The 17,804-nt window shown below is 45.8% G+C and carries 20 protein-coding genes and 1 pseudogene; 13 read left to right on the top strand and 8 right to left on the bottom strand.

Annotated features, from left to right (window positions below; genetic code table 11):
* The first annotated feature begins 82 nt into the window (after positions 1 to 82).
* Positions 83 to 2,446 carry a TonB-dependent receptor domain-containing protein gene (locus L0660_RS08855; RefSeq protein WP_235159168.1) on the top strand — a complete coding sequence of 788 codons (2,364 nt, stop codon included), beginning with the start codon at positions 83 to 85 and terminating at the stop codon, positions 2,444 to 2,446.
* 51 nt (positions 2,447 to 2,497) lie between these two features.
* Here L0660_RS08855 and L0660_RS08850 read toward each other — a convergent pair whose 3' ends face one another.
* Positions 2,498 to 3,007: a M48 family metallopeptidase gene (locus tag L0660_RS08850; protein ID WP_235159167.1), complete on the bottom strand. Its 510-nt coding sequence runs from the start codon at positions 3,005 to 3,007 to the stop codon at positions 2,498 to 2,500.
* Positions 3,008 to 3,010: 3 nt separating this feature from the next.
* Positions 3,011 to 3,727: an alpha/beta hydrolase gene (locus tag L0660_RS08845; protein WP_235159166.1), complete on the bottom strand. Its 717-nt coding sequence runs from the start codon at positions 3,725 to 3,727 to the stop codon at positions 3,011 to 3,013.
* Between the two features lie 115 nt (positions 3,728 to 3,842).
* Here L0660_RS08845 and L0660_RS08840 point away from each other — a divergent pair, with 115 nt between their 5' ends.
* From L0660_RS08840 to L0660_RS08830, 3 genes and pseudogenes are all read left to right on the top strand, one after another.
* Positions 3,843 to 4,016, top strand: coding sequence for an alpha,alpha-trehalase (locus L0660_RS08840; RefSeq protein ID WP_235159165.1), 174 nt, complete (start codon positions 3,843 to 3,845; stop codon positions 4,014 to 4,016).
* Positions 4,017 to 4,079: 63 nt separating this feature from the next.
* Positions 4,080 to 5,502: pseudogene (locus L0660_RS08835) on the top strand (alanine/glycine:cation symporter family protein).
* A gap of 67 nt (positions 5,503 to 5,569) precedes the next feature.
* Positions 5,570 to 6,889: a DUF389 domain-containing protein gene (locus tag L0660_RS08830; protein ID WP_235159164.1), complete on the top strand. Its 1,320-nt coding sequence runs from the start codon at positions 5,570 to 5,572 to the stop codon at positions 6,887 to 6,889.
* Between the two features lie 167 nt (positions 6,890 to 7,056).
* Here the strand turns inward: L0660_RS08830 and L0660_RS08825 are convergent, their stop codons facing one another.
* Positions 7,057 to 7,962 (bottom strand): AraC family transcriptional regulator, encoded by a 906-nt coding sequence (locus tag L0660_RS08825; RefSeq protein ID WP_235159163.1) that lies wholly within the window; start codon positions 7,960 to 7,962, stop codon positions 7,057 to 7,059.
* A gap of 170 nt (positions 7,963 to 8,132) precedes the next feature.
* Here L0660_RS08825 and L0660_RS26105 point away from each other — a divergent pair, with 170 nt between their 5' ends.
* The 9 genes from L0660_RS26105 (at position 8,133) to L0660_RS08790 (ending at position 14,537) form a co-directional block, all read left to right on the top strand.
* Positions 8,133 to 8,255: a hypothetical protein gene (locus tag L0660_RS26105; protein ID WP_255703372.1), complete on the top strand. Its 123-nt coding sequence runs from the start codon at positions 8,133 to 8,135 to the stop codon at positions 8,253 to 8,255.
* A gap of 81 nt (positions 8,256 to 8,336) precedes the next feature.
* Positions 8,337 to 8,816 carry a (2Fe-2S)-binding protein gene (locus L0660_RS08820; RefSeq protein ID WP_255703373.1) on the top strand — a complete coding sequence of 160 codons (480 nt, stop codon included), beginning with the start codon at positions 8,337 to 8,339 and terminating at the stop codon, positions 8,814 to 8,816.
* A 25-nt stretch (positions 8,817 to 8,841) separates the two neighbouring features.
* A complete protein-coding gene (locus tag L0660_RS08815) occupies positions 8,842 to 9,483 on the top strand; it encodes a hypothetical protein (protein WP_235159162.1) in 642 nt (213 codons plus the stop codon).
* A gap of 285 nt (positions 9,484 to 9,768) precedes the next feature.
* Entirely contained in the window at positions 9,769 to 12,021 is a 2,253-nt protein-coding gene (locus L0660_RS08810) for a xanthine dehydrogenase family protein molybdopterin-binding subunit (RefSeq protein WP_235159161.1), read from the top strand.
* A 261-nt stretch (positions 12,022 to 12,282) separates the two neighbouring features.
* Entirely contained in the window at positions 12,283 to 12,615 is a 333-nt protein-coding gene (locus tag L0660_RS08805) for a helix-turn-helix transcriptional regulator (protein WP_235159160.1), read from the top strand.
* Between the two features lie 55 nt (positions 12,616 to 12,670).
* The gene (locus tag L0660_RS08800) at positions 12,671 to 13,273 is read left to right on the top strand and encodes a DUF6428 family protein (RefSeq protein WP_235159159.1); all 603 of its coding nucleotides are present in this window, start codon (positions 12,671 to 12,673) and stop codon (positions 13,271 to 13,273) included.
* Between the two features lie 98 nt (positions 13,274 to 13,371).
* Complete coding sequence (locus L0660_RS08795; RefSeq protein WP_235159158.1) at positions 13,372 to 14,148, top strand: metallophosphoesterase; 777 nt, start codon at positions 13,372 to 13,374, stop codon at positions 14,146 to 14,148.
* Positions 14,145 to 14,315: a GrpB family protein gene (locus L0660_RS26310; protein WP_374759642.1), complete on the top strand. Its 171-nt coding sequence runs from the start codon at positions 14,145 to 14,147 to the stop codon at positions 14,313 to 14,315. The genes L0660_RS08795 and L0660_RS26310 overlap by 4 nt, the downstream gene beginning before the upstream one ends.
* 3 nt (positions 14,316 to 14,318) lie before the next feature.
* Entirely contained in the window at positions 14,319 to 14,537 is a 219-nt protein-coding gene (locus tag L0660_RS08790) for an alpha/beta fold hydrolase (protein ID WP_235159157.1), read from the top strand.
* Between the two features lie 123 nt (positions 14,538 to 14,660).
* Here L0660_RS08790 and L0660_RS08785 read toward each other — a convergent pair whose 3' ends face one another.
* From L0660_RS08785 to L0660_RS08765, 5 genes are all read right to left on the bottom strand, one after another.
* Positions 14,661 to 15,278 carry a dihydrofolate reductase family protein gene (locus L0660_RS08785; protein WP_235159156.1) on the bottom strand — a complete coding sequence of 206 codons (618 nt, stop codon included), beginning with the start codon at positions 15,276 to 15,278 and terminating at the stop codon, positions 14,661 to 14,663.
* Positions 15,275 to 15,778, bottom strand: coding sequence for an SRPBCC domain-containing protein (locus L0660_RS08780; protein WP_235159155.1), 504 nt, complete (start codon positions 15,776 to 15,778; stop codon positions 15,275 to 15,277). Before L0660_RS08780 ends, L0660_RS08785 begins: the two co-directional genes overlap by 4 nt.
* Complete coding sequence (locus L0660_RS08775) at positions 15,762 to 16,130, bottom strand: helix-turn-helix transcriptional regulator (RefSeq protein WP_235159154.1); 369 nt, start codon at positions 16,128 to 16,130, stop codon at positions 15,762 to 15,764. The genes L0660_RS08780 and L0660_RS08775 overlap by 17 nt, the downstream gene beginning before the upstream one ends.
* A gap of 38 nt (positions 16,131 to 16,168) precedes the next feature.
* Positions 16,169 to 16,810 (bottom strand): DNA alkylation repair protein, encoded by a 642-nt coding sequence (locus tag L0660_RS08770; protein ID WP_235159153.1) that lies wholly within the window; start codon positions 16,808 to 16,810, stop codon positions 16,169 to 16,171.
* 493 nt (positions 16,811 to 17,303) lie between these two features.
* On the bottom strand, positions 17,304 to 17,759 hold the full coding sequence (locus L0660_RS08765; RefSeq protein ID WP_235159152.1) for a DUF1905 domain-containing protein: 456 nt from the start codon (positions 17,757 to 17,759) through the stop codon (positions 17,304 to 17,306).
* Positions 17,760 to 17,804 lie beyond the last annotated feature (45 nt).

The raw sequence follows: 17,804 nt of genomic DNA, 5'->3' as shown, positions 1-17,804 counted from the left end.
TATAAATCCGAACTCCGAATTCCCGACTTCAAAACCTTCCTGTTTTTCAAGCAGACTAGCTTTGGACATTTAATCCAAAGTCATGAAATCTATCGTTTTTCTAGTCATTTCAATTTTATTAAGCCTGCCCGTTTCAGCACAAATCCGAAGCATTTCAGCAACGGTTACCGACGCAGCGGGTGCTTCCATTGACGGCAATTTGTTGCTGACCGACACTACCGGAAAGGCGATCCAAAACAGTCCTTTTAGCGGAAATGTTGCAATTGCTGGCCTGAACAATGTGCATCTCAGGCTGACGCTGAGCTCGCTTATTTTCAAAGACACCACGATTAACATTGCCTTTGCAGAAACAGCCGATGTAGACCTGGGCACAATTGTCATGCAGGAAAGTGCGACCGACCTGGGGCAAGTGACCATTACTGCTTCGGCTCCGTTAATGCATTATGGCGAAAATGGCAACATGGAAGTCAATGTGGCTGGAACCGTGCTGGCCAGCAGCAGTTCTGTCACCGAGATCCTTTCACGGACGCCGGGGCTTACGGTTAATGAGGGCGTGATTTCTCTTCAGGGAAAGGGGGAGGCGATCATTTATCTGAACGGGACTTTAATTCCCGCCGAGCGCCTGGCGAGTATTTCAACTTCGCAGATTGTCCGTATTGAGGTTATTGCAAATCCTTCTGCACGTTATGATGCAGGCGGGCGGGCCGTGATCAACATTATTACGAAAGCTCCGGATGGGAACGGATTGAGCGGCAGGCTTAGCCAGCACCTGACCGCATCGGATTTTGCCGGCAGCAATGCCAACAGCTTTGCCGATCTGGCTTTTGCAAAGAACAAATTCGCACTTTCCGCCAATGTTGCCTTACTTAAAGGCAGTGGAAGGGAACTGCTTTACACTGTCAGAAATCGTCCGGATTCCTCCGAATATCTCAATTCTGCTCTCACAACAGATTGGAAACGGGATTTCAATGTTTATGCGACCTATGGCATGGGTGTCAGCTACCGCTTTTCACCTGCTTCTGTATTATCCATTTCCTATAATGGAAACAGGGATCAACTGGGCGGAACAGTTGAGAGCCGCAACCGGATCACCTCGCTGACGACTGACAATAATTATGGCAGCAGCATTGTAAGAGACGAACTTAGACAAAACAATACGATCCTGGCCGACTTTACCAAAACCATCGATACACTGGGTTCGCAAGTGTTCCTGAGTGCCCAGTATTCGACTTTCGGGACGGGCAATGAAGATGTGATTTCAGAGTTTGGTGGGTCTGCCCAGCGTTACCTGCGAAATACTTTTTCACAAGATCTGAACATTGCTGCCATTCAAGCTGATCATTCAAAATATTTTAAAAAAGACATGAAAGTGGAGTCCGGTCTCAGATTCAGCCAAGTGGGAAACAATTCCGACACCCGTTTTTTGGTTGGAAACAATGCTGGCGGACCTTATGTACCGGATTCAAAGCTGTCAAGTCTGTTTGATTATAAAGAAACGATCAGAGCGGCTTACGCCAGTTTTTCGGGGAATGTCGGGAAGCTGAGTGCCAATGTCGGTGTGCGGGCGGAGTGGACGACTTATAAGTTGAGCACGACCGCAGGTGATGGGCAGGATTTTGGAAAAGACTATCTGAACATTTTTCCCAATCTGCAACTGGCATATCCGTTCGAAAATGGCAGTAAGCTCAGAGCCTCCTACAACGCCAGGATCACCCGTCCGAGATATCAGGCCCTGAATCCATTTGTCATTTACCAGGACGCTTTTACCACCATTGAAGGGAATCCCAATCTTGTTCCGGAAAAAGCACATGCATTTGAAATCGGTTTGAATCTGGAAAAAACGGAATTTAAGATTGGTTACACGTACACCATTGACCCGCTTTCAGGGGCGGCTTTGCGAGGAAACACTTCCGAGAGTTATGTGCTCAAATCGATCAACAGAAGCAGTGACCGCACGTTTCTTGCATCATTAACGAGACCTTTCTCGATCGGTAAATGGTGGCAATCGATCAACACCGTCAGTGTTACATACGGACGGTCCTTTGACGACCAATATGATTATGCGACCGGAAAAGTAACGCCTCAGGCTTACTTTTATACAAGCAACACATTCATTTTAACACACGGCATTAAAATGCAGTTGCTCGCCTCGCACCTTGGTGAGCGTTATTATGGCATCCGCCGTGATGCCCGGCGATCGCTCGTTACGGCTGGAGTCGAGAAATCATTTGTCAGTAATAAACTGAAACTAAACCTGAGTGCAAACGATATTTTTAACCGGTCGATAGCCGAGGGCGATTACAATGTTGGAAAAACGCAGGTTTATTATAACAGACGTTTTGGCAATAACTATTTTAAGTTGACTGCAACGTACAGATTTGGCGGCACAGCGCCAGCTGCACAACAGCAAAGACAAGCGCAACCGGAGAACAGCAGGGCCAATTAGTTTGGCCAGGTCTCTGGTTTACACTTTCTTCGAATGGAAAGTCTTTTCACCTTATTTTGAACTTAGTTTATGAAGTTTGTCTCTTATCTCCAAAGTGTTTTTCAATCTCAGTGCCTGTTTGAAACAGTCAACTGCTATTGTTTTTTTATCAACAGCTAAATAGTAATCGCCCAGGCCGTCATAGACATTAAAGCTGTTTGGGTAGTAATTCACGTTCGTTTCAAAGAAAAAGAAGGCTCTTTCAAAATCTTTTTGCTGCAAAAAGGAATACCCCAACTGGTTCATTAAGGGTTCCGGCGGCCTTACCTCATATCCGCGTTCCTTTGAAAGAAGACGGTAATGCGCGTCCATGGCTTTTTTCAATTGCTCAACAGAATATTTTTTATCAAAAAATTGATTTTGGGGTTGATTGCTAGGAAAACGGTTGGTGCGAAAAATAAAGCGTAACGCATCATATTCTGCTATTAGTGGTACTGATGCATGGTCGTCCTCAGAATAATATTTGTGGTCCCAATGCAATCCTTTGACAGTGGCTTGTGTCAAGTGATCTTTCAGCTTCAATATTTACCTGATGTGGTAAGTAATTGAAGTAGTATCTGATCTGACCTGCGCGGTATCCATGCCAGGCTTCATGGTATTAGCAACGCCTAAAAATAGGCTCTGTTGCTTCCAGCTCTGTTGTTGTAGCAACTCCTTGCTTTGTTTGAGCAGGTTACCCTCATCATAAGACATACTTGGATCCAAAGCTACATAGGCGTTAAAAAGTGAAGGATGCTTCAATAATGTATTTATTACCAAAAGACCGCCCAACGAATGCCCGATTAAAGTACGGTATCGAGCTGTGGCGTAGTGATTATCTACGTAAGGAATTAGTTCTTTTTCCAAAAAGGCAGTAAAGGCTTCGCCACCACCAGATTTTGGATCCATTGAACTGGGGGAGGGGGTAAGGTCCCGGTTTCTTGTCCCCCGCAGATTAGGAATACCTACTATGATCATTTGAGGAAATACTGTATTGCCATTATGAGCGCTAAGCTGCTGTATCATGGTTACCAGCGAAGCAAAATATCCTTCTCCATCCAGAACATATAGTACCGGATATGCCGGTTTACTGAAGTAAGCAGTATCATAACTTGGAGAATAAATTAAAATTGGCCTATTTTCCCTTAGTACCTCAGAATACACCGTATCAACATGTCCCAGTACGATCGCTTGCTGGCCGGATTGTCCTTTTGTCAAACTGGAAAGGCACAGTAACCCTATTAAAACACAAAATTTTTTCATGGCTGGAGATTAAATATAATTTCTACTTTTAAGATTTGTCATGTATTGGTGAAAGAATTATGCCGTCAAACATGTTGCTCTTAATCAAATACTTAGCAAATGGCTTCTTGTTTTTTTGTGCGAAAACGGACCATTTGCTGTTCGCTTGCGCATCTCCGATACAAATCTTACTGCCGGTGGCGGTGAATACGCTAACGAGGAAGGATTCGGCTGGACGAATGCAGTTTATTTAAGACTGGTCGAAAGCAAGAACCAGATATGGTATTTCTTCGAAAATGCCGTGTGTTAACAAATTTTGGTTTTATTTAGGCTTCACATAGTATTATTCTGAACCTATCCTCTAACCCCCTACATGGAGCAAATCGTCAATTCTATTAACAGTGTCATTTGGAGCAATGCGCTCATTGCACTCTGCCTGGGAACAGGGATTTATTTTTCAGTCGTAACACGCTTCCTGCAAGTGCGGTTTTTGAAAGATATGGTCACCCTGCTTTTTGGCAATAAGGCATCCGAAAAAGGAGTCTCATCATTTCAGGCTTTTGCCATTGCAATTTCAGGAAGGGTAGGGACCGGCAACATTGCAGGTGTCGCAACGGCTATTGCAATGGGAGGGCCCGGGGCAGTTTTCTGGATGTGGGCCATTGCATTTCTGGGCGCGGCATCTGCTTATGTCGAAGCCACACTCGGACAAATTTACAAGCAGGTCAAAGACGGACAATATCGCGGTGGTCCGGCATTCTACATTGAAAAAGGATTAGGTGTGAAGTGGTATGCAACATTATTTGCGATCGCCACCATTGCCAGCACCGCACTGTTTTTACCCGGCGTGCAGAGCAACAGCATTGCCACAAGCGCTAAAACTGCTTTTGACATTCCGGTTGAAATGACGGGAGCTGCCATCACAATACTGCTCGGGCTGATCATTTTTGGCGGGGTGAAGCGGATTGGCAAGGTGGCAGAACTGGTTGTCCCGTTTATGGCGGGTGCGTACATTCTCATGGCGCTGATCATTATTGCCATTAATATCACGCAAGTTCCGGCCGTTTTCAGCCTGATCATCCGTTCGGCATTTGACATGGAACCTGCATTTGCAGGTATTTTTTGGTATGGCGGTTTCCTGGGGCGTTAAGCGCGGCATTTATTCCAATGAGGCCGGCCAGGGCACAGCGCCCCACGCGGCTGCCGCAGCAGAAGCGAGCCATCCTGTGAAACAGGGCTTGGTTCAGGCGTTTTCTGTTTATGTCGACACTTTGTTTGTGTGTACGGCCACTGCGCTGATGATCCTTTTTACAGGCAAGTTCAATGTGGTAAATCCCAATGGCGGTTTTATGGTCGAGAATGTAAAAGGCATGGCAATCGGATCTGAATTTACGCAGCAGGCGATCAATGCGCACTTTCCTGCTTTGGGAAGTGGATTTGTCTCCATAGCACTGCTTTTCTTTGCATTTACGACGATTATGGCTTACTACTACATTGCTGAAACCAATCTGAGCTATTTAATGAAAGATGGTGACAGCAAAGTCATGCTGTGGGTGCTGCGCGGCCTGATCATGGCGGCCACATTTTACGGATCAGTAAAAACAGCCGAACTCGCCTGGACAATCGGGGACATTGGTGTTGGAATGATGGCCTGGCTGAACATTATCGCCATTTTGCTTTTGAGAAAACCCGCGCTGGACGCATTGAAAGATTATCAGCAGCAGAAAAAACAAGGCAAAGATCCTGTTTATAAAGCATCTGACTGGGGAGTCAAAAATGCAGAAGAGTGGCACTAATGTAATTGGGCAAAATCGAATCCCTTGTGATTTTGTCCTTCCAACTATCTTATTTTAAATCACTGTTATGATCATTGAAAAGTTACTCAGAAGGTTTGATATTTCTTCTGAGCGGGAGGACTACATAAAGATTCACGATACGGTCGAGAGTGGCATTGAGTTTAAAGGAACAAACTTGTGGATCCTTATTTTTGCCATCTTCATTGCATCGGTTGGTTTAAATGTCAACTCGACCGCGGTAATCATTGGCGCCATGCTAGTGTCACCATTAATGGGGCCGATCCTTGGGATGGGATATAGCATTGCGACTTACGATTTTTCACTTTTCCGAAAAGCACTCGTTAATTATCTTTTTGCTATTGTTGCCGGCCTGCTTACGTCTGCCATATATTTTTATGTTACACCCATTTACCAGGCGCACTCTGAACTGCTGGCGAGGACGCAGCCTAACATTTATGATGTAATCATCGCACTGGTCGGAGGACTTGCCGGAATCGTGGCGATTTCCAGCAAAAATAAGGGCAATGTAATTCCTGGTGTTGCCATAGCAACCGCGCTGATGCCTCCGCTTTGTACGGCGGGTTACGGATTGGCAACGGCCAATTGGGGATTCTTCTTTGGCGCATTTTACCTGCTTACGATCAACACTGTATTTATAGGAACCGCAACGCTGATCACGGTAAGGCTGCTTCAATATCCCATCCGCGACTATGCCAACGAACATCAAAAGACCATGGCAAATCGCTGGGTCAGTTTTTTGGTGCTCTTAACGACCATTCCCAGCATTTACTATGGTTATTTATTGGTTCAAAAAGAGCATTTTATTCAGAATGCCAACAATTTTATAACCAATGAAAGCTATATTGAAGGTGATTTCCTTTTAAAGCACGAACTGGATCCAGCTAAAAAGCAGATCAAGCTTATTTATGGAGGGAAACTGATCAACGACTCTGAAAAGAAACGGTTAAACAGCCGAAAGGCAATTTACGGACTTGCAAGCACAACGGTGATCGTTCAGCAAGGGTTTTCTATTAATGATGTTTCCGGAGATCTAACTCAGAGCGACCGGTATCAGGCTGAGATAAATCAGTTAAAGACCGAGCTCAGCCGTAATATTCAAAGACAAGACAGCATTGGCGCACTTAATAAGGCTACCGGTCTTTTGTTCAATGAGATCAAACCCCTATTCCCCGACGTAAGATACTGCTCAGCTGAACGGCAAACGTTTTTTACAAATGGGGGTAAAACAAGCAATTATACAGTTGTTGTTTTGGGTTCTGCCAATCTGACGCAGACTGGAAGGGACTTTACAAAAATAAAAAACTGGTTGCAGGTCAGGCTCAAGAGTGATTCAATCAAACTATATGTAGAAAAGGCAGTTCCGTAAATGAGTGCTAGCGGGGGCCAGTTGCCCTTTTGGAAAAATCGGCGTATTATTTTCTGATCCGGCATTTTTTACCTGGGTGTTTACAAAGATGTGCGTGAGCGTCAGCAGGAATGCTGACATCAGACGGATCAGTCCTTTTGATGGCTGCATTTCGTTGCGCATTAGAATTAATTGAGATTGTTTAAAATCCTGTATTCGTTGGGAGTTTGCCCGATCCTTTGTTTAAACAGGCGGCTAAAATGCTGGGGATATTTAAAGCCCAGTTCAAAGGCGATCTCGTTAACGGTCTTGTCGCTACTAAATATCCTTTCTTTGGCGGCTTCAATCACCCTCATTTGAATGTATTCCTGCGCAGTCTGGCCGGTTTCTCTCTTAATTAGATCACCAAAGTATTTTGCTGATAAATTGAGCTCATCGGCACAATACGAGACAGACGGCAGGCCAATGGTCTGAGGTTTCTCTGAGCTGAAATAACTGCTCAAAAGGCTCTCAAATTTTGCCAGGATTCCCCTGTGTATGTTATCGCGGGTAAGAAACTGCCTGTCGTAAAAGCGTGTGCAATAATCCAGAAACAATTCAAGGTTCGCGACTATGAGTTTTCTGCTGTGCTTGTCAATGGCGTGTTCGAGCTCATACTTGATCTTGCCAAAACAATCCATCACAATCTGTCTTTCACGCTGGGACAAATGCAGGGCTTCATTGACCTGAAAACCAAAAAACGAAAATTCCTGCATCTTCCCGTTCAGTGAAGTTCCCAAAAGCAGATCGGGATGAAATACGAGCGCGTGGCCTTTGGGTTGATAAAGCTCCCCATCATTTTCTACGGTGAAAACCTGTCCGGGAGACATGAAGACAAGCGTGCCTTCCTGATAATCATAATACTCTTTCCCATAACGAAGATCACCACAGACGACATCTTTTAAGAAAATCCCGTAGCAGCCCATGTATTGGCTGGTCTTTTTTCTGGGACTTGCGGTTGACAAATCAATCACAGTTACCAACGGGTGCAGTGTTTCCTGCTGGTTAAATGCATTGTATTGATTTACAGTTTCGAAACGGATGATGTCTTCCATAGGCTGAAATTTTTAGCTACCCAAAGTTACCCAATTCATTACCTGCTGAAAAATCAGGAAAGGCAAATCAGGAATATTGGTAGATAAAACAGGAATCTGTATACCATTTGCTCTCAAATCAAAGCCGAAATTTACAATCCACTTAAACTGCGGAATTCCGTAAAGAAAGAATGGCAGAGAACCTGAACATTTCACTGCGTACAGGTTGGTCGCCTGCCCAGTCAAAAGAGTTTGTTACTGTCATTGCCCAAACAATCGGCAAGCAGAAAACGGCAGCGGCAAATGCAGTTTGAAAAGAGATATTAAGCGATAATAAAACCAATATTTAATAAAGATATCGTATCATCACACCATCAATGTAAACACTGTTCACCATGGCTAAAATCACATTAAATATCAACAAAAAGGATTACCCTTTGGAAGCTGATCCGCAAATGCCACTCTTGTGGGCGATCCGCGATCTGGCTGGTCTTAAAGGGACTAAGTATGGTTGCGGGGTCGCGCAGTGTGGGGCTTGCGTGGTGCATTTGGATGGAGAAGCGGTGCGTTCCTGTGTGACCAAGGTGAGTCGCGCGGCTGGGAAAAAGGTGGTAACGATCGAGGGGTTGTCTGAAACAAATTCGCACCCTGTCCAGAGAGCCTGGCAGGAAATTGACGTGCCGCAATGCGGTTATTGCCATTCCGGGCAGATTATGTCGGCTGCGGTGCTGCTGCGCGAAAAGCCTAACCCAACCGACCAGGATATTGATGATGCGATGGCGGGCAATATTTGCCGCTGCGGCACCTACCTGCGGATTCGCGAGGCGATCCACACGGCTGCCGAGTTGCAGAAAAAAACAGGTACGAAAGGTTAACAACATCCATTTTCAAATTCACCTTATGAAGCAAAAACCAGAAAATGGAATGAAACTGTTTGTTCCGAAAAAGGCCGCTACCGTGCTGTCAATATTCATTTTTATCGTCGCCGTCGGGGCATCTGCATTCCGGAATGATGCGCCGGTAAAACAGATTACATTCAGCACCATTAACCGTGATAGCGTAGCGTCGGTGCAAGCTTTTGAAATTGTTTATAAAACGCTGATGAGCCCTCGCTGTATGAACTGCCATCCGGCCGGCGATGTGCCGCTGCAAGGGGATGACAGCCATTTGCATGCAATGGGACCCAAACGCGGCTTGGATGGAAAGGGCGTCTATGCCATGAAATGTTCGAATTGCCATCAGGAAACCAACATAGCTGGCCTTCATATGCCGCCCGGCAACCCTGAGTGGCATTTGCCGCCTGCTGCCATGAAAATGGTTTTTCAAGGAAAAAGTGCGCATGAGCTAGCCAAACAGTTGGTCGACAAAAAGCAAAATGGGAATAAGGATATCAAAAAGCTGATCGAGCACGCCGATGATGGGCTTGTGTTGGCAGGCTGGGATCCGGGAGAAGGAAGAACATTGCCACCGGTAACGCATGCAGAATTCAAAAAAGCCTGGATTACCTGGCTTCAAAGCGGAGCTTACGCCCCAAAGAAGTAAGGCCCTTCGACAGCCCGCCGGCCCGGTGCGCGTAGGGTGACAGAAAGGTGGGTTTCAACGAAAAGTAAGAACACAATGCAAAAAAGACAATTAGGAAAAAGCAGGCTTGAAGTGTCGGCGCTCGGGCTAGGTTGTATGGGCTAAGCTTCGGCTACGGCCCGGCAATAGATAAAAATGAAGGCCGTCCTTACAGGACTAGCCAAGATAGATATAAATGCATGCACCTGATCAGTTAAGATTGAAGCAAAAAGTGATCCTTAGTTAACCATTTAAAGATATCCGAACATGGACAAAGATAAAACAGCCTTGAACAGACGCTCTTTTCTAAAAGCTTCAATCCTGTCTGGTGGCGGAATGATGCTTACCGTCAGCTGGTTATCCAGCTTCAAATCTGCTGACAAGACCCAGGCGCTGAGCTTGCCTGAGCAGTGGGCAACCCTGAATGGTTACATTCATATCTTACCAGATAACAAGGTGAAACTGATTTGTCCCAACCCTGAATTTGGGCAAAATGTAATGACTTCTCTGCCGATGATGCTGGCAGAAGAACTGGATGTGGATTGGAAAAACGTGAGCGTCGAGATGGGGCCGCACGATCCGGCCAAACTCGGGGCGCAATTTACAGGCGGAAGCAATTCTGTACGCATGTACTGGAAACCCTTGCGTGAGGCTGGGGCTGCTGCAAGGCAGATGCTGCGTGAAGCTGCCGGCCAAACCTGGAATGTGCCGGCCAGCGAAGTGAGCACCAAGGCAGGTGTCTTGTCGCATTCGAGCGGGAAATCTGCTAAATATGGAGATATGGCCAGCAAAGCAGCCAGCGTGCCTGTGCCAAAAGATTTGAAGCTGAAAGCACCAAAGGATTTTACCATAGTCAGCAAGTCTAAGAAGAACGTAGAAATAAAGAAGATCACTTCCGGCCAGCCGCTTTTCGGGCTGGATTATAGTGTTGACGGAATGCTCATCGCCATGATCCAGCACCCGCCTGCTTTTGGCATGAAGCTAAAATCTTTCGATGCCGCCGAAACATTGAAAATGCCGGGTATTAAAGATGTTTTTACTCTTAAATTATATGCGGATGATTTTGAACAGGGTGGTTTTGATACGCGTAGCTTCAATGATCTGCTGGTTATAGTCGGAAGTAGCACCTGGGAAGTGATCAGTGCGCGTAAAAAGCTGGTTGCCAACTGGGAAGCAGCTGGTGATGTGAAAGACACAATAAGTGGAAGGGGTGGAAAAAGGGAAGTTACCGTTCCGGGAGCGCTTGAAAGTACCACGACACAGATGCAGCAAATGCAGGAATATGCTGCCAAGCCGGCCCAGGAATTGAGACGAGATGGTGATCCGGAAGCTGCTTTCAAGAATGCAGCCCAGGTGATCGAGCGGACATACAACGGGCCCTTTTTAGCGCATAATTGCATGGAGCCGATGAATTTCTTTGCCCATGTGACAGATGAAAAGGCGCTGGTAGCAGGTCCGTTACAAGCCCCAGGTTGGTCTGAGCCTACACTTGCAAAGCTATTAAACCTGCCCGCCGACAAGATTGAGATACAAATGACTCGCATGGGCGGTGGCTTTGGACGCAGGGCTTATGGCCATTATCTCTACGAAGCTGCGCTGATTTCCAAGAAAATGAAAGCGCCTGTTAAGCTGATGTACACAAGGGAGGACGACATGACCTACGGCATTTACCGGCCGATGTACACCGCCACTTACCGCGCGGCATTGGACGCTAATAAAAACCTGATCGCGTTTCACGTAAAAGGAGGTGGAATTCCGGAGCATCCAATCCATGCAAACCGTTTTCCGGCCGGGGCCGTAGATAATTACCTTGCAGAAGGCTGGCAGATCGCTTCTAACATCACTATCGGTGCTTTCCGTGCGCCGCGTTCTAATTTCAATGCAGCTGCCGAGCAATCATTTTTGGATGAAGTAGCGGAAGCAGCTGACAAAGACCCGATCGCATTCAGGCTGGAACTCTTGAAAAGAGCCAAAGAAAAGCCTGTTGGGAAAAACAATGAATATGATGCCGATCGATACGCCGGTGTACTGGAATTGGTGCGTGATAAATCAAACTGGGGCAAGGCTGGTAATGAAAAATACAACCGTGGGGTAGCCGCTTATTTTTGTCACAATTCGTATGCGGCGCACGTGGTGGATATGATCACGCGAGATGGCCAGCCTTATGTCGAGCGCGTTTTCAGCGCAATGGATTGCGGGATTGTCATTAATCCCGATGCTGCTACCAACATGGTGCAAGGAGCGGTCGTGGATGGGATTGGCAATGCCTTTTATGGTCAGTTGAGCCACAAAGAAGGTGCCGCCCAGCAAAGCAATTTTCACAATTACCGGATGATCCGGATGAACGAAGCGCCCAAAAGCATCCAAGTCCATTTCGTGCAAAACGAACTGGATCCAACCGGATTGGGCGAACCTCCGTTTCCACCGGTTTTTGGGGCCGTGGCCAATGCGCTATATAAAATGAAAGGGAAGCGTTATTATAACCAGCCTTTCAAAGACGAAACGGAAAAAGTTATTTAAAGCATCAAAAAAGAACCTGGTCAAAACGATCAGGTCTTTTTTGTTAGGTAACCTCAGTTCGTAATGTTTTTACAGGCGGACCCATCGGCAGGTTTAGTTGTCTATAAAAACGGGTTGGCACAAACAATAAAAGACCTTATCTGTAGGACACGTGAAAATGCCTTCATCGGTTCAGAATCGTAAAAGATACCATAGAATTTAGCAGACGAAAAATATTAATCGTAATATTGCAATTGGTCAAATGCTGTCTATATTTGCAGCATGGGAGTAACTAAAACTGAAATATTTACCGAGCAGCAGAACCGTATCGCGGATCTGGCAAAGGCTTTTTCGCACCCGGCCAGGGTTGCGATCCTGCAACTGCTAATTTCCAGAAAAGCTTGCGTTTGCGGTGATTTGGTAGATGAGCTCGAACTTGCCCAGGCAACTGTTTCCCAGCATTTGAAGGAGCTCAAAAGAATTGGGATCATCCAGGGCGAAATCAATCCGCCGAGGGTATGCTATTGTATAAACCCGGTCGTGTGGGTCGAAGCGCAGCAAACATTTGGTTCGTTGCTGGACACATTTGCACTTAGTGAATCCTGCTGCAATTAAGCAGGAATTTTTTTGAAAATATCAATCGTAATAATACATTTAACCAATAGAAGCCATGAGCCAATTAAATCCGATGACCGAAGGGCCGATGACCCGGGGGCCGCTGACCCGGGGGCCGCTGACCTGGGGTGATTTTAAAAATACCCTTCAACAAAATCCTGATCTGCACCTGCAATTCCAATATGAAGAAGGCAAGTTTGTAGACAGTTCTTACCACATTACCGAGATCAAACAAGCACCCATTGTTTCGGTTGATTGCGGCGGGGTAATGAACAGCTGGACAGAAGTGATCGTGCAGCTATGGGAACCATCAGAAAAAGGAGTAGACCGTTCAATGAAAGTGGACAAAGCGCTGAAAATTGTCGACCTGGTTGAAAAATCGCTTCCACTGAACCCTAATGCAATCGTTAAAATTGAGTTCGGTAATTCCAGGTTTGATACACGCCAGATGTACCCCGGAGAGTTTGCTTCCGATGGTGAAACTTTCACTGTTAACCTGGTCCCGGACTTCACCCAATGCAAGGCACTTACCCGAAACCAAAGCTGCGGCACACCGTCAGCAGAAGCATACTGCTGCGCGCCTGCCCCTGTCAAACAGGAACTTGAACTGGTCACCTCCGATGGAGACAGCTGCAAGCCTGGCTCTGGGTGCTGCTGAGCAAGTGCCGGATGCAATTCAGCAATGCCGGTATTGATCCTGATGGTCAATTTTGCACTCAAACAACAGCATAAATTTTCCAATTAACTGCCTATTATATGAGAATTGCCCTTTTTTCAGATATCCATGCCAACCTTCCGGCTTTGGATGCGTTTTTTAAAGATGTTGAAACCAGAGACATTGATGCTATTTATTGCCTGGGTGATCTGGTCGGTTACAACATATGGCCAAATGAAGTTATTGATGAAATCAGAAAGCGTGGTATTCCTACCATTGCCGGTAACTACGACTTTGGCATCGGAAGGAGCAGCGACGATTGTGGCTGTGCATATAAGACAGACGATGAAAAGGAAAACGGCAAAGGATCGATTGCTTATACAAACGAACTTGTCAAAGACGGGCAGCGCGCTTATTTAAGAACCTTGCCGGCACACATCCGTCTGGAATTTCAACTTAATGAGAAACCGTTATCAGTTCTTTTGGTGCATGGGAGTCCGCGACGGATCAATGAATACTTGTTTGAGGACCGCGATGAAAAAAGCATGCTGCGGATCATGGAGCAGGCAGGCGCTGATGTCATGCTTTTCGGCCATACCCACAAACCCTATCATAGGATCCTGGGATCAGTCCAGCCAGACGGCACAGACCATTTCCGGCATGCGATCAATATTGGTTCGGTTGGTAAGCCAAAAGATGGTGACGCAAGGGGCGGCTATGTAATCCTGCACATTAATGCAGATGCATCCACAGCAAGTAAGGAAAGCATTACGGTAGATTTTGTACGTTTTGAATACGATGTCGAAACAGCAGCCAAGGCTGTCGAAGCGAGCATCCTTCCCAATGCATATGCAGAATCATTACGTCTGGGAAAATGAAAATAGCACTGCCGGTTTTCAAATCCACATTTCATCATATAGGATCTACCGCTGTCCCGGGTCTTGCTGCAAAAGATATCATTGACATACAGGTGTCAGTAAGTTGCTTTGATCCACAAATCGAAACACCGCACAACGTAGGGAACAGAATGATGACAAGCCTCTAAACCTTGGCCAGCATCACAGCAAAAACATTGATCTTGACTGGTGACAAGGATGTCGCAACACTGGAACATACATTGAAGATGCATCAGCTGATTGAAGGCTCAGACCTAACGATCATTCCGGGCGGCCATGGCGATTACCTTGGTGAAATTACGACACTGAAAGCCGGCTCTGAACCATATCGCCAGGTTACTATATTAATAGAAAGATTTTTGCTGGCATAATGTTCGGAAATCAGCTTATCCCATGCTTGTTTTGGCCTTATTGGGAATAGCAATCACTACTAGCTATTGCAGGTCAGGATAAGATAAGACAGCCAGCAAAATGCTGATTGATGATTCAATCTTTCATTTCTTTGTCAGCTTGTACCTCAAATGCGTGGTAAGTTCGGACGGTATCACTTCCATGATCTGCATATCATAAATGTCTTCAATTCCATCGAATAGCCGGATGCCACTTCCCAGAAAGACCGGTGCAATGTGAATGAAAAATTCGTCGATGAGACCAGCGTTGAGAAATTGTTGAATGGTGTTCGCGCCACCCTGTATCCTGATATCTTTTCCCATTGCTGACTCCCGTGCTTTTTCCAACGCACTTTGAATGCCGTCATTTATAAAGTAAAAGGTTGTAGTCCCTTTCTGAATCCAGGGCTCGCGCTTTTCGCGCGTAAGCACATATACGTCGGCTTCGTACAGGTCTTCCGCCCAGGCCACTTCGCCTTCCTCGAACATCCGCTTTCCCATAATGTACGAACCTGTCCGGGCAAACACATCGTCGATCAATGTCCCATCGGTACCATCCTCCTGGCCGCCTTCCATTTTGATGTGTTTCCAGAATGCCTTTTGTTTGAACATCCATTGATGAAGTTTGCCCGACACGCCGCCCATCGGGTTTTGTGGACTTCTGTTGTCACCGGCGAAATAGCCGTCCAGAGAAATCCCGCTGTCAAAGAATATTTTGCTCATGCTGATGCTGAATTATGGTTTGGAATGCTTTGTAGTTGAAGTTCCAGTTTGTCAAACATTTCGATCCAGCCGCTATACGCCCCGGTTTTACGGGCTTCCTCTTCCGATACAGCTTCGTAGATCACTGCCTTTGTCTGGTTACCGAGAGATTCGAATGTTACTTTGATCAATATCTCGCCCGGCCAACCTGCTGATTTTAAATCATCTGGTGGTAGTAGGTCGCCGTTTTCGTTTGAAAGCCGTATAGTATATACTAGTTTCTCCGGTCGCATTATTTCCAGATATTTGCCGATAACCCATCCACTGCCGTGGGTCGGATGAGTGATGCGGTAATGAAAGCGTCCACCTTCCTTAACCTCGATATGCTTATAGTCGATCGTGCAGCCATCGGGCGCATACCAGCGTTTAAGTTTTTCAGGGTCGGTCCATGCGTCAAAAACCTTATCGATGGGCGCATGGAATATGCGTGTGATTAAGAGTTCCTTATCCTGTGATTTCATTTTCGCTGTCTTTTGTATCTGCTAAAAATTTGTCCAACTTTTCGAATCGCTGATTCCAGCGTTTGCGAGACTCATTCACCCAGTCGGCCACTTCATCCAACTGATCCAGCCGCGCCTCACACATTTGCTCGCGCCCTCTCTGGGTAAGCGTGACCATGCCGCATTCATGCAGCACTTTCAGATGTTTGGCAATGCCCTGGCGGGTAATGCCAAAGTCGTCCACAATCTGACCAATATTCAATGCGCCACCCGATAACCGCTGAATGATCATTCGTCGCGTAGGGTCGGCAATCGCTTGAAAAACATCCCTTCTTTCTACCATATACAACCATTTGGTTGCTAATTTAAGCACAACTATTTGGTTGTCCAAATTTTTTTTAATACACCCGCTTATAGATTGCGTTTTTTGCTTTCAATTGCTATAAACTCCGGCAGATAATTCGGAGTACAGCCTTTTGATACCATTTCCCCCTTATAGAGACCAGTGTTCTGGCCGATGGCAATGCACCGATCCCGGTATTGTTTTTCATAGACACCAATCCAGCCGGCGGTTAAATTCATCCCCCATTGAACTTCCGGTTCTTCTTTGGCAATATTGGTTTCTATTTTGGCCAGCAATTCCGCCGTGTTTTCAGGAGGAGTTTGTCCCATCCATCTCAAACGCGCCTGATGATACCAGAATACTCTTCTTTGAAGAGCAGACGGGTTATTTTCCCAAGACTCAATTAACTCTGTGGTCTTCTTGTCTTTATGGATTTGGTTGGCCATTAGCCAGTCTATCAATTGATTCCGCTCGATTGATGGATGGGTTTGCATATCACGGTCAAGTTCGTTTATAAGCTCTTGTGATATGCGCTTATTGTCCATAATTAAAATGGCCAGTTGCCTGGGCAAAAATCGCCCTGTCGACCATAGTTCAAGAGCCAGCTCATGATCTTTTTTAATATCCTTAGCAATTTTCCGTAAGTCTCCCAGTCTGGTTTTACTATTGATCTGTTCCAGGATGTTATCCGCTTTTGAAGAAAGTTTCATTGCTGTGTTCTGATTACCGGTCCTAAAATCAAGCAGTTTCGACGTTTCTCATTTGTTCAACCGCATTCCACGCCTAGGGAATAATTCCCATTATCTTGGTAACTACAATCAATTGCGGCATTTAATACCTTCCAGTTTTCGGATCAAATGGTTAAAAATCTCATTAAAAACGCTATGCCTCTACGCCAGCAATTATACAGTTTGATTTCCTAAGATCGATAAAAACCGTAAATAATTAAGGCCACCAGTATGGATTCAATGATCCAGATTGTGCGCGTGTTGGAATGCGAGATACGGCTAATTAGCCAATGGCCTCCCAAACAGACAGCCATGATTAGCAGTCCAAGAACAATTTCTAGTGGATAGTCTCGCTTCTGGTCCGGTGTTCCATAAATCACATAAAACAGGCCATGCAGAATTTCGTACAGGCCAATTAAGGCTCCCAGCGTAAGAGGCGTGATCCAGACTAGCAAGTTTTTAATACTCGTACCTGTCATGATAACTTCTTTATTGCAGCCACAATCTTTTGTTCCTGCCTGCTTTCATTGGGTTGCGACAAAATCGTATTGATTATTTCTTCCTGCTCGTCATTAGGCAATGCTTTGAATTCTTTTAGAAGGCCAGCATCATCAAAACAATCCAGCAGCTGCTTTTTTGAGCTGAGCTTATTCTCAGAGTTCATATACATGGTCACTACCACTTCATCGCCGCCACCTTTGTTTATGGCTTCCCTGATGCTACCATTAACGGAAATCATTTTGTCAGCGTTTGTCACCGGAGCCAGATTCAAATCTTTGAATTCATAGCCATCAATCGTACCGGAAACCTTCATTTCTCCCCAGCTTCCACGAATGTCTTTCGTTCCTGGTATTACGAGATGATAGGTCCATGCGCCCTTGCCGGGTTCGTGCCGGAGAATCAGCTTTTCATTTTTAAGAATTGTTTTCATCTTCCGGTTTTGATGTAATATCCAAATTTTGGATCAGCCCAATTT

The organism is Dyadobacter sp. CY351, assembly GCF_021502625.1.
GTDB classification, from domain to species: domain Bacteria; phylum Bacteroidota; class Bacteroidia; order Cytophagales; family Spirosomataceae; genus Dyadobacter; species Dyadobacter chenhuakuii.
The sequence above is the reverse complement of the archived record's forward strand: the minus strand, read 5'-3'. Positions and strand labels throughout refer to the sequence as shown.

Excerpts from the sequence above, each read along its gene's own strand:
- L0660_RS08855 (WP_235159168.1), top strand. The coding sequence starts at position 83 with ATGAAATCTATCGTTTTTCTAGTCATTTCAATTTTATTAAGCCTGCCC.
- L0660_RS08845 (WP_235159166.1), bottom strand. The coding sequence starts at position 3,727 with ATGAAAAAATTTTGTGTTTTAATAGGGTTACTGTGCCTTTCCAGTTTG.
- L0660_RS08830 (WP_235159164.1), top strand. The coding sequence starts at position 5,570 with ATGATCATTGAAAAGTTACTCAGAAGGTTTGATATTTCTTCTGAGCGG.
- L0660_RS08825 (WP_235159163.1), bottom strand. The coding sequence starts at position 7,962 with ATGGAAGACATCATCCGTTTCGAAACTGTAAATCAATACAATGCATTT.
- L0660_RS26105 (WP_255703372.1), top strand. The coding sequence starts at position 8,133 with ATGGCAGAGAACCTGAACATTTCACTGCGTACAGGTTGGTCGCCTGCC.
- L0660_RS08820 (WP_255703373.1), top strand. The coding sequence starts at position 8,337 with ATGGCTAAAATCACATTAAATATCAACAAAAAGGATTACCCTTTGGAA.
- L0660_RS08815 (WP_235159162.1), top strand. The coding sequence starts at position 8,842 with ATGAAGCAAAAACCAGAAAATGGAATGAAACTGTTTGTTCCGAAAAAG.
- L0660_RS08810 (WP_235159161.1), top strand. The coding sequence starts at position 9,769 with ATGGACAAAGATAAAACAGCCTTGAACAGACGCTCTTTTCTAAAAGCT.
- L0660_RS08805 (WP_235159160.1), top strand. The coding sequence starts at position 12,283 with ATGGGAGTAACTAAAACTGAAATATTTACCGAGCAGCAGAACCGTATC.
- L0660_RS08800 (WP_235159159.1), top strand. The coding sequence starts at position 12,671 with ATGAGCCAATTAAATCCGATGACCGAAGGGCCGATGACCCGGGGGCCG.
- L0660_RS08795 (WP_235159158.1), top strand. The coding sequence starts at position 13,372 with ATGAGAATTGCCCTTTTTTCAGATATCCATGCCAACCTTCCGGCTTTG.
- L0660_RS26310 (WP_374759642.1), top strand. The coding sequence starts at position 14,145 with ATGAAAATAGCACTGCCGGTTTTCAAATCCACATTTCATCATATAGGA.
- L0660_RS08785 (WP_235159156.1), bottom strand. The coding sequence starts at position 15,278 with ATGAGCAAAATATTCTTTGACAGCGGGATTTCTCTGGACGGCTATTTC.
- L0660_RS08780 (WP_235159155.1), bottom strand. The coding sequence starts at position 15,778 with ATGAAATCACAGGATAAGGAACTCTTAATCACACGCATATTCCATGCG.
- L0660_RS08770 (WP_235159153.1), bottom strand. The coding sequence starts at position 16,810 with ATGAAACTTTCTTCAAAAGCGGATAACATCCTGGAACAGATCAATAGT.
- L0660_RS08765 (WP_235159152.1), bottom strand. The coding sequence starts at position 17,759 with ATGAAAACAATTCTTAAAAATGAAAAGCTGATTCTCCGGCACGAACCC.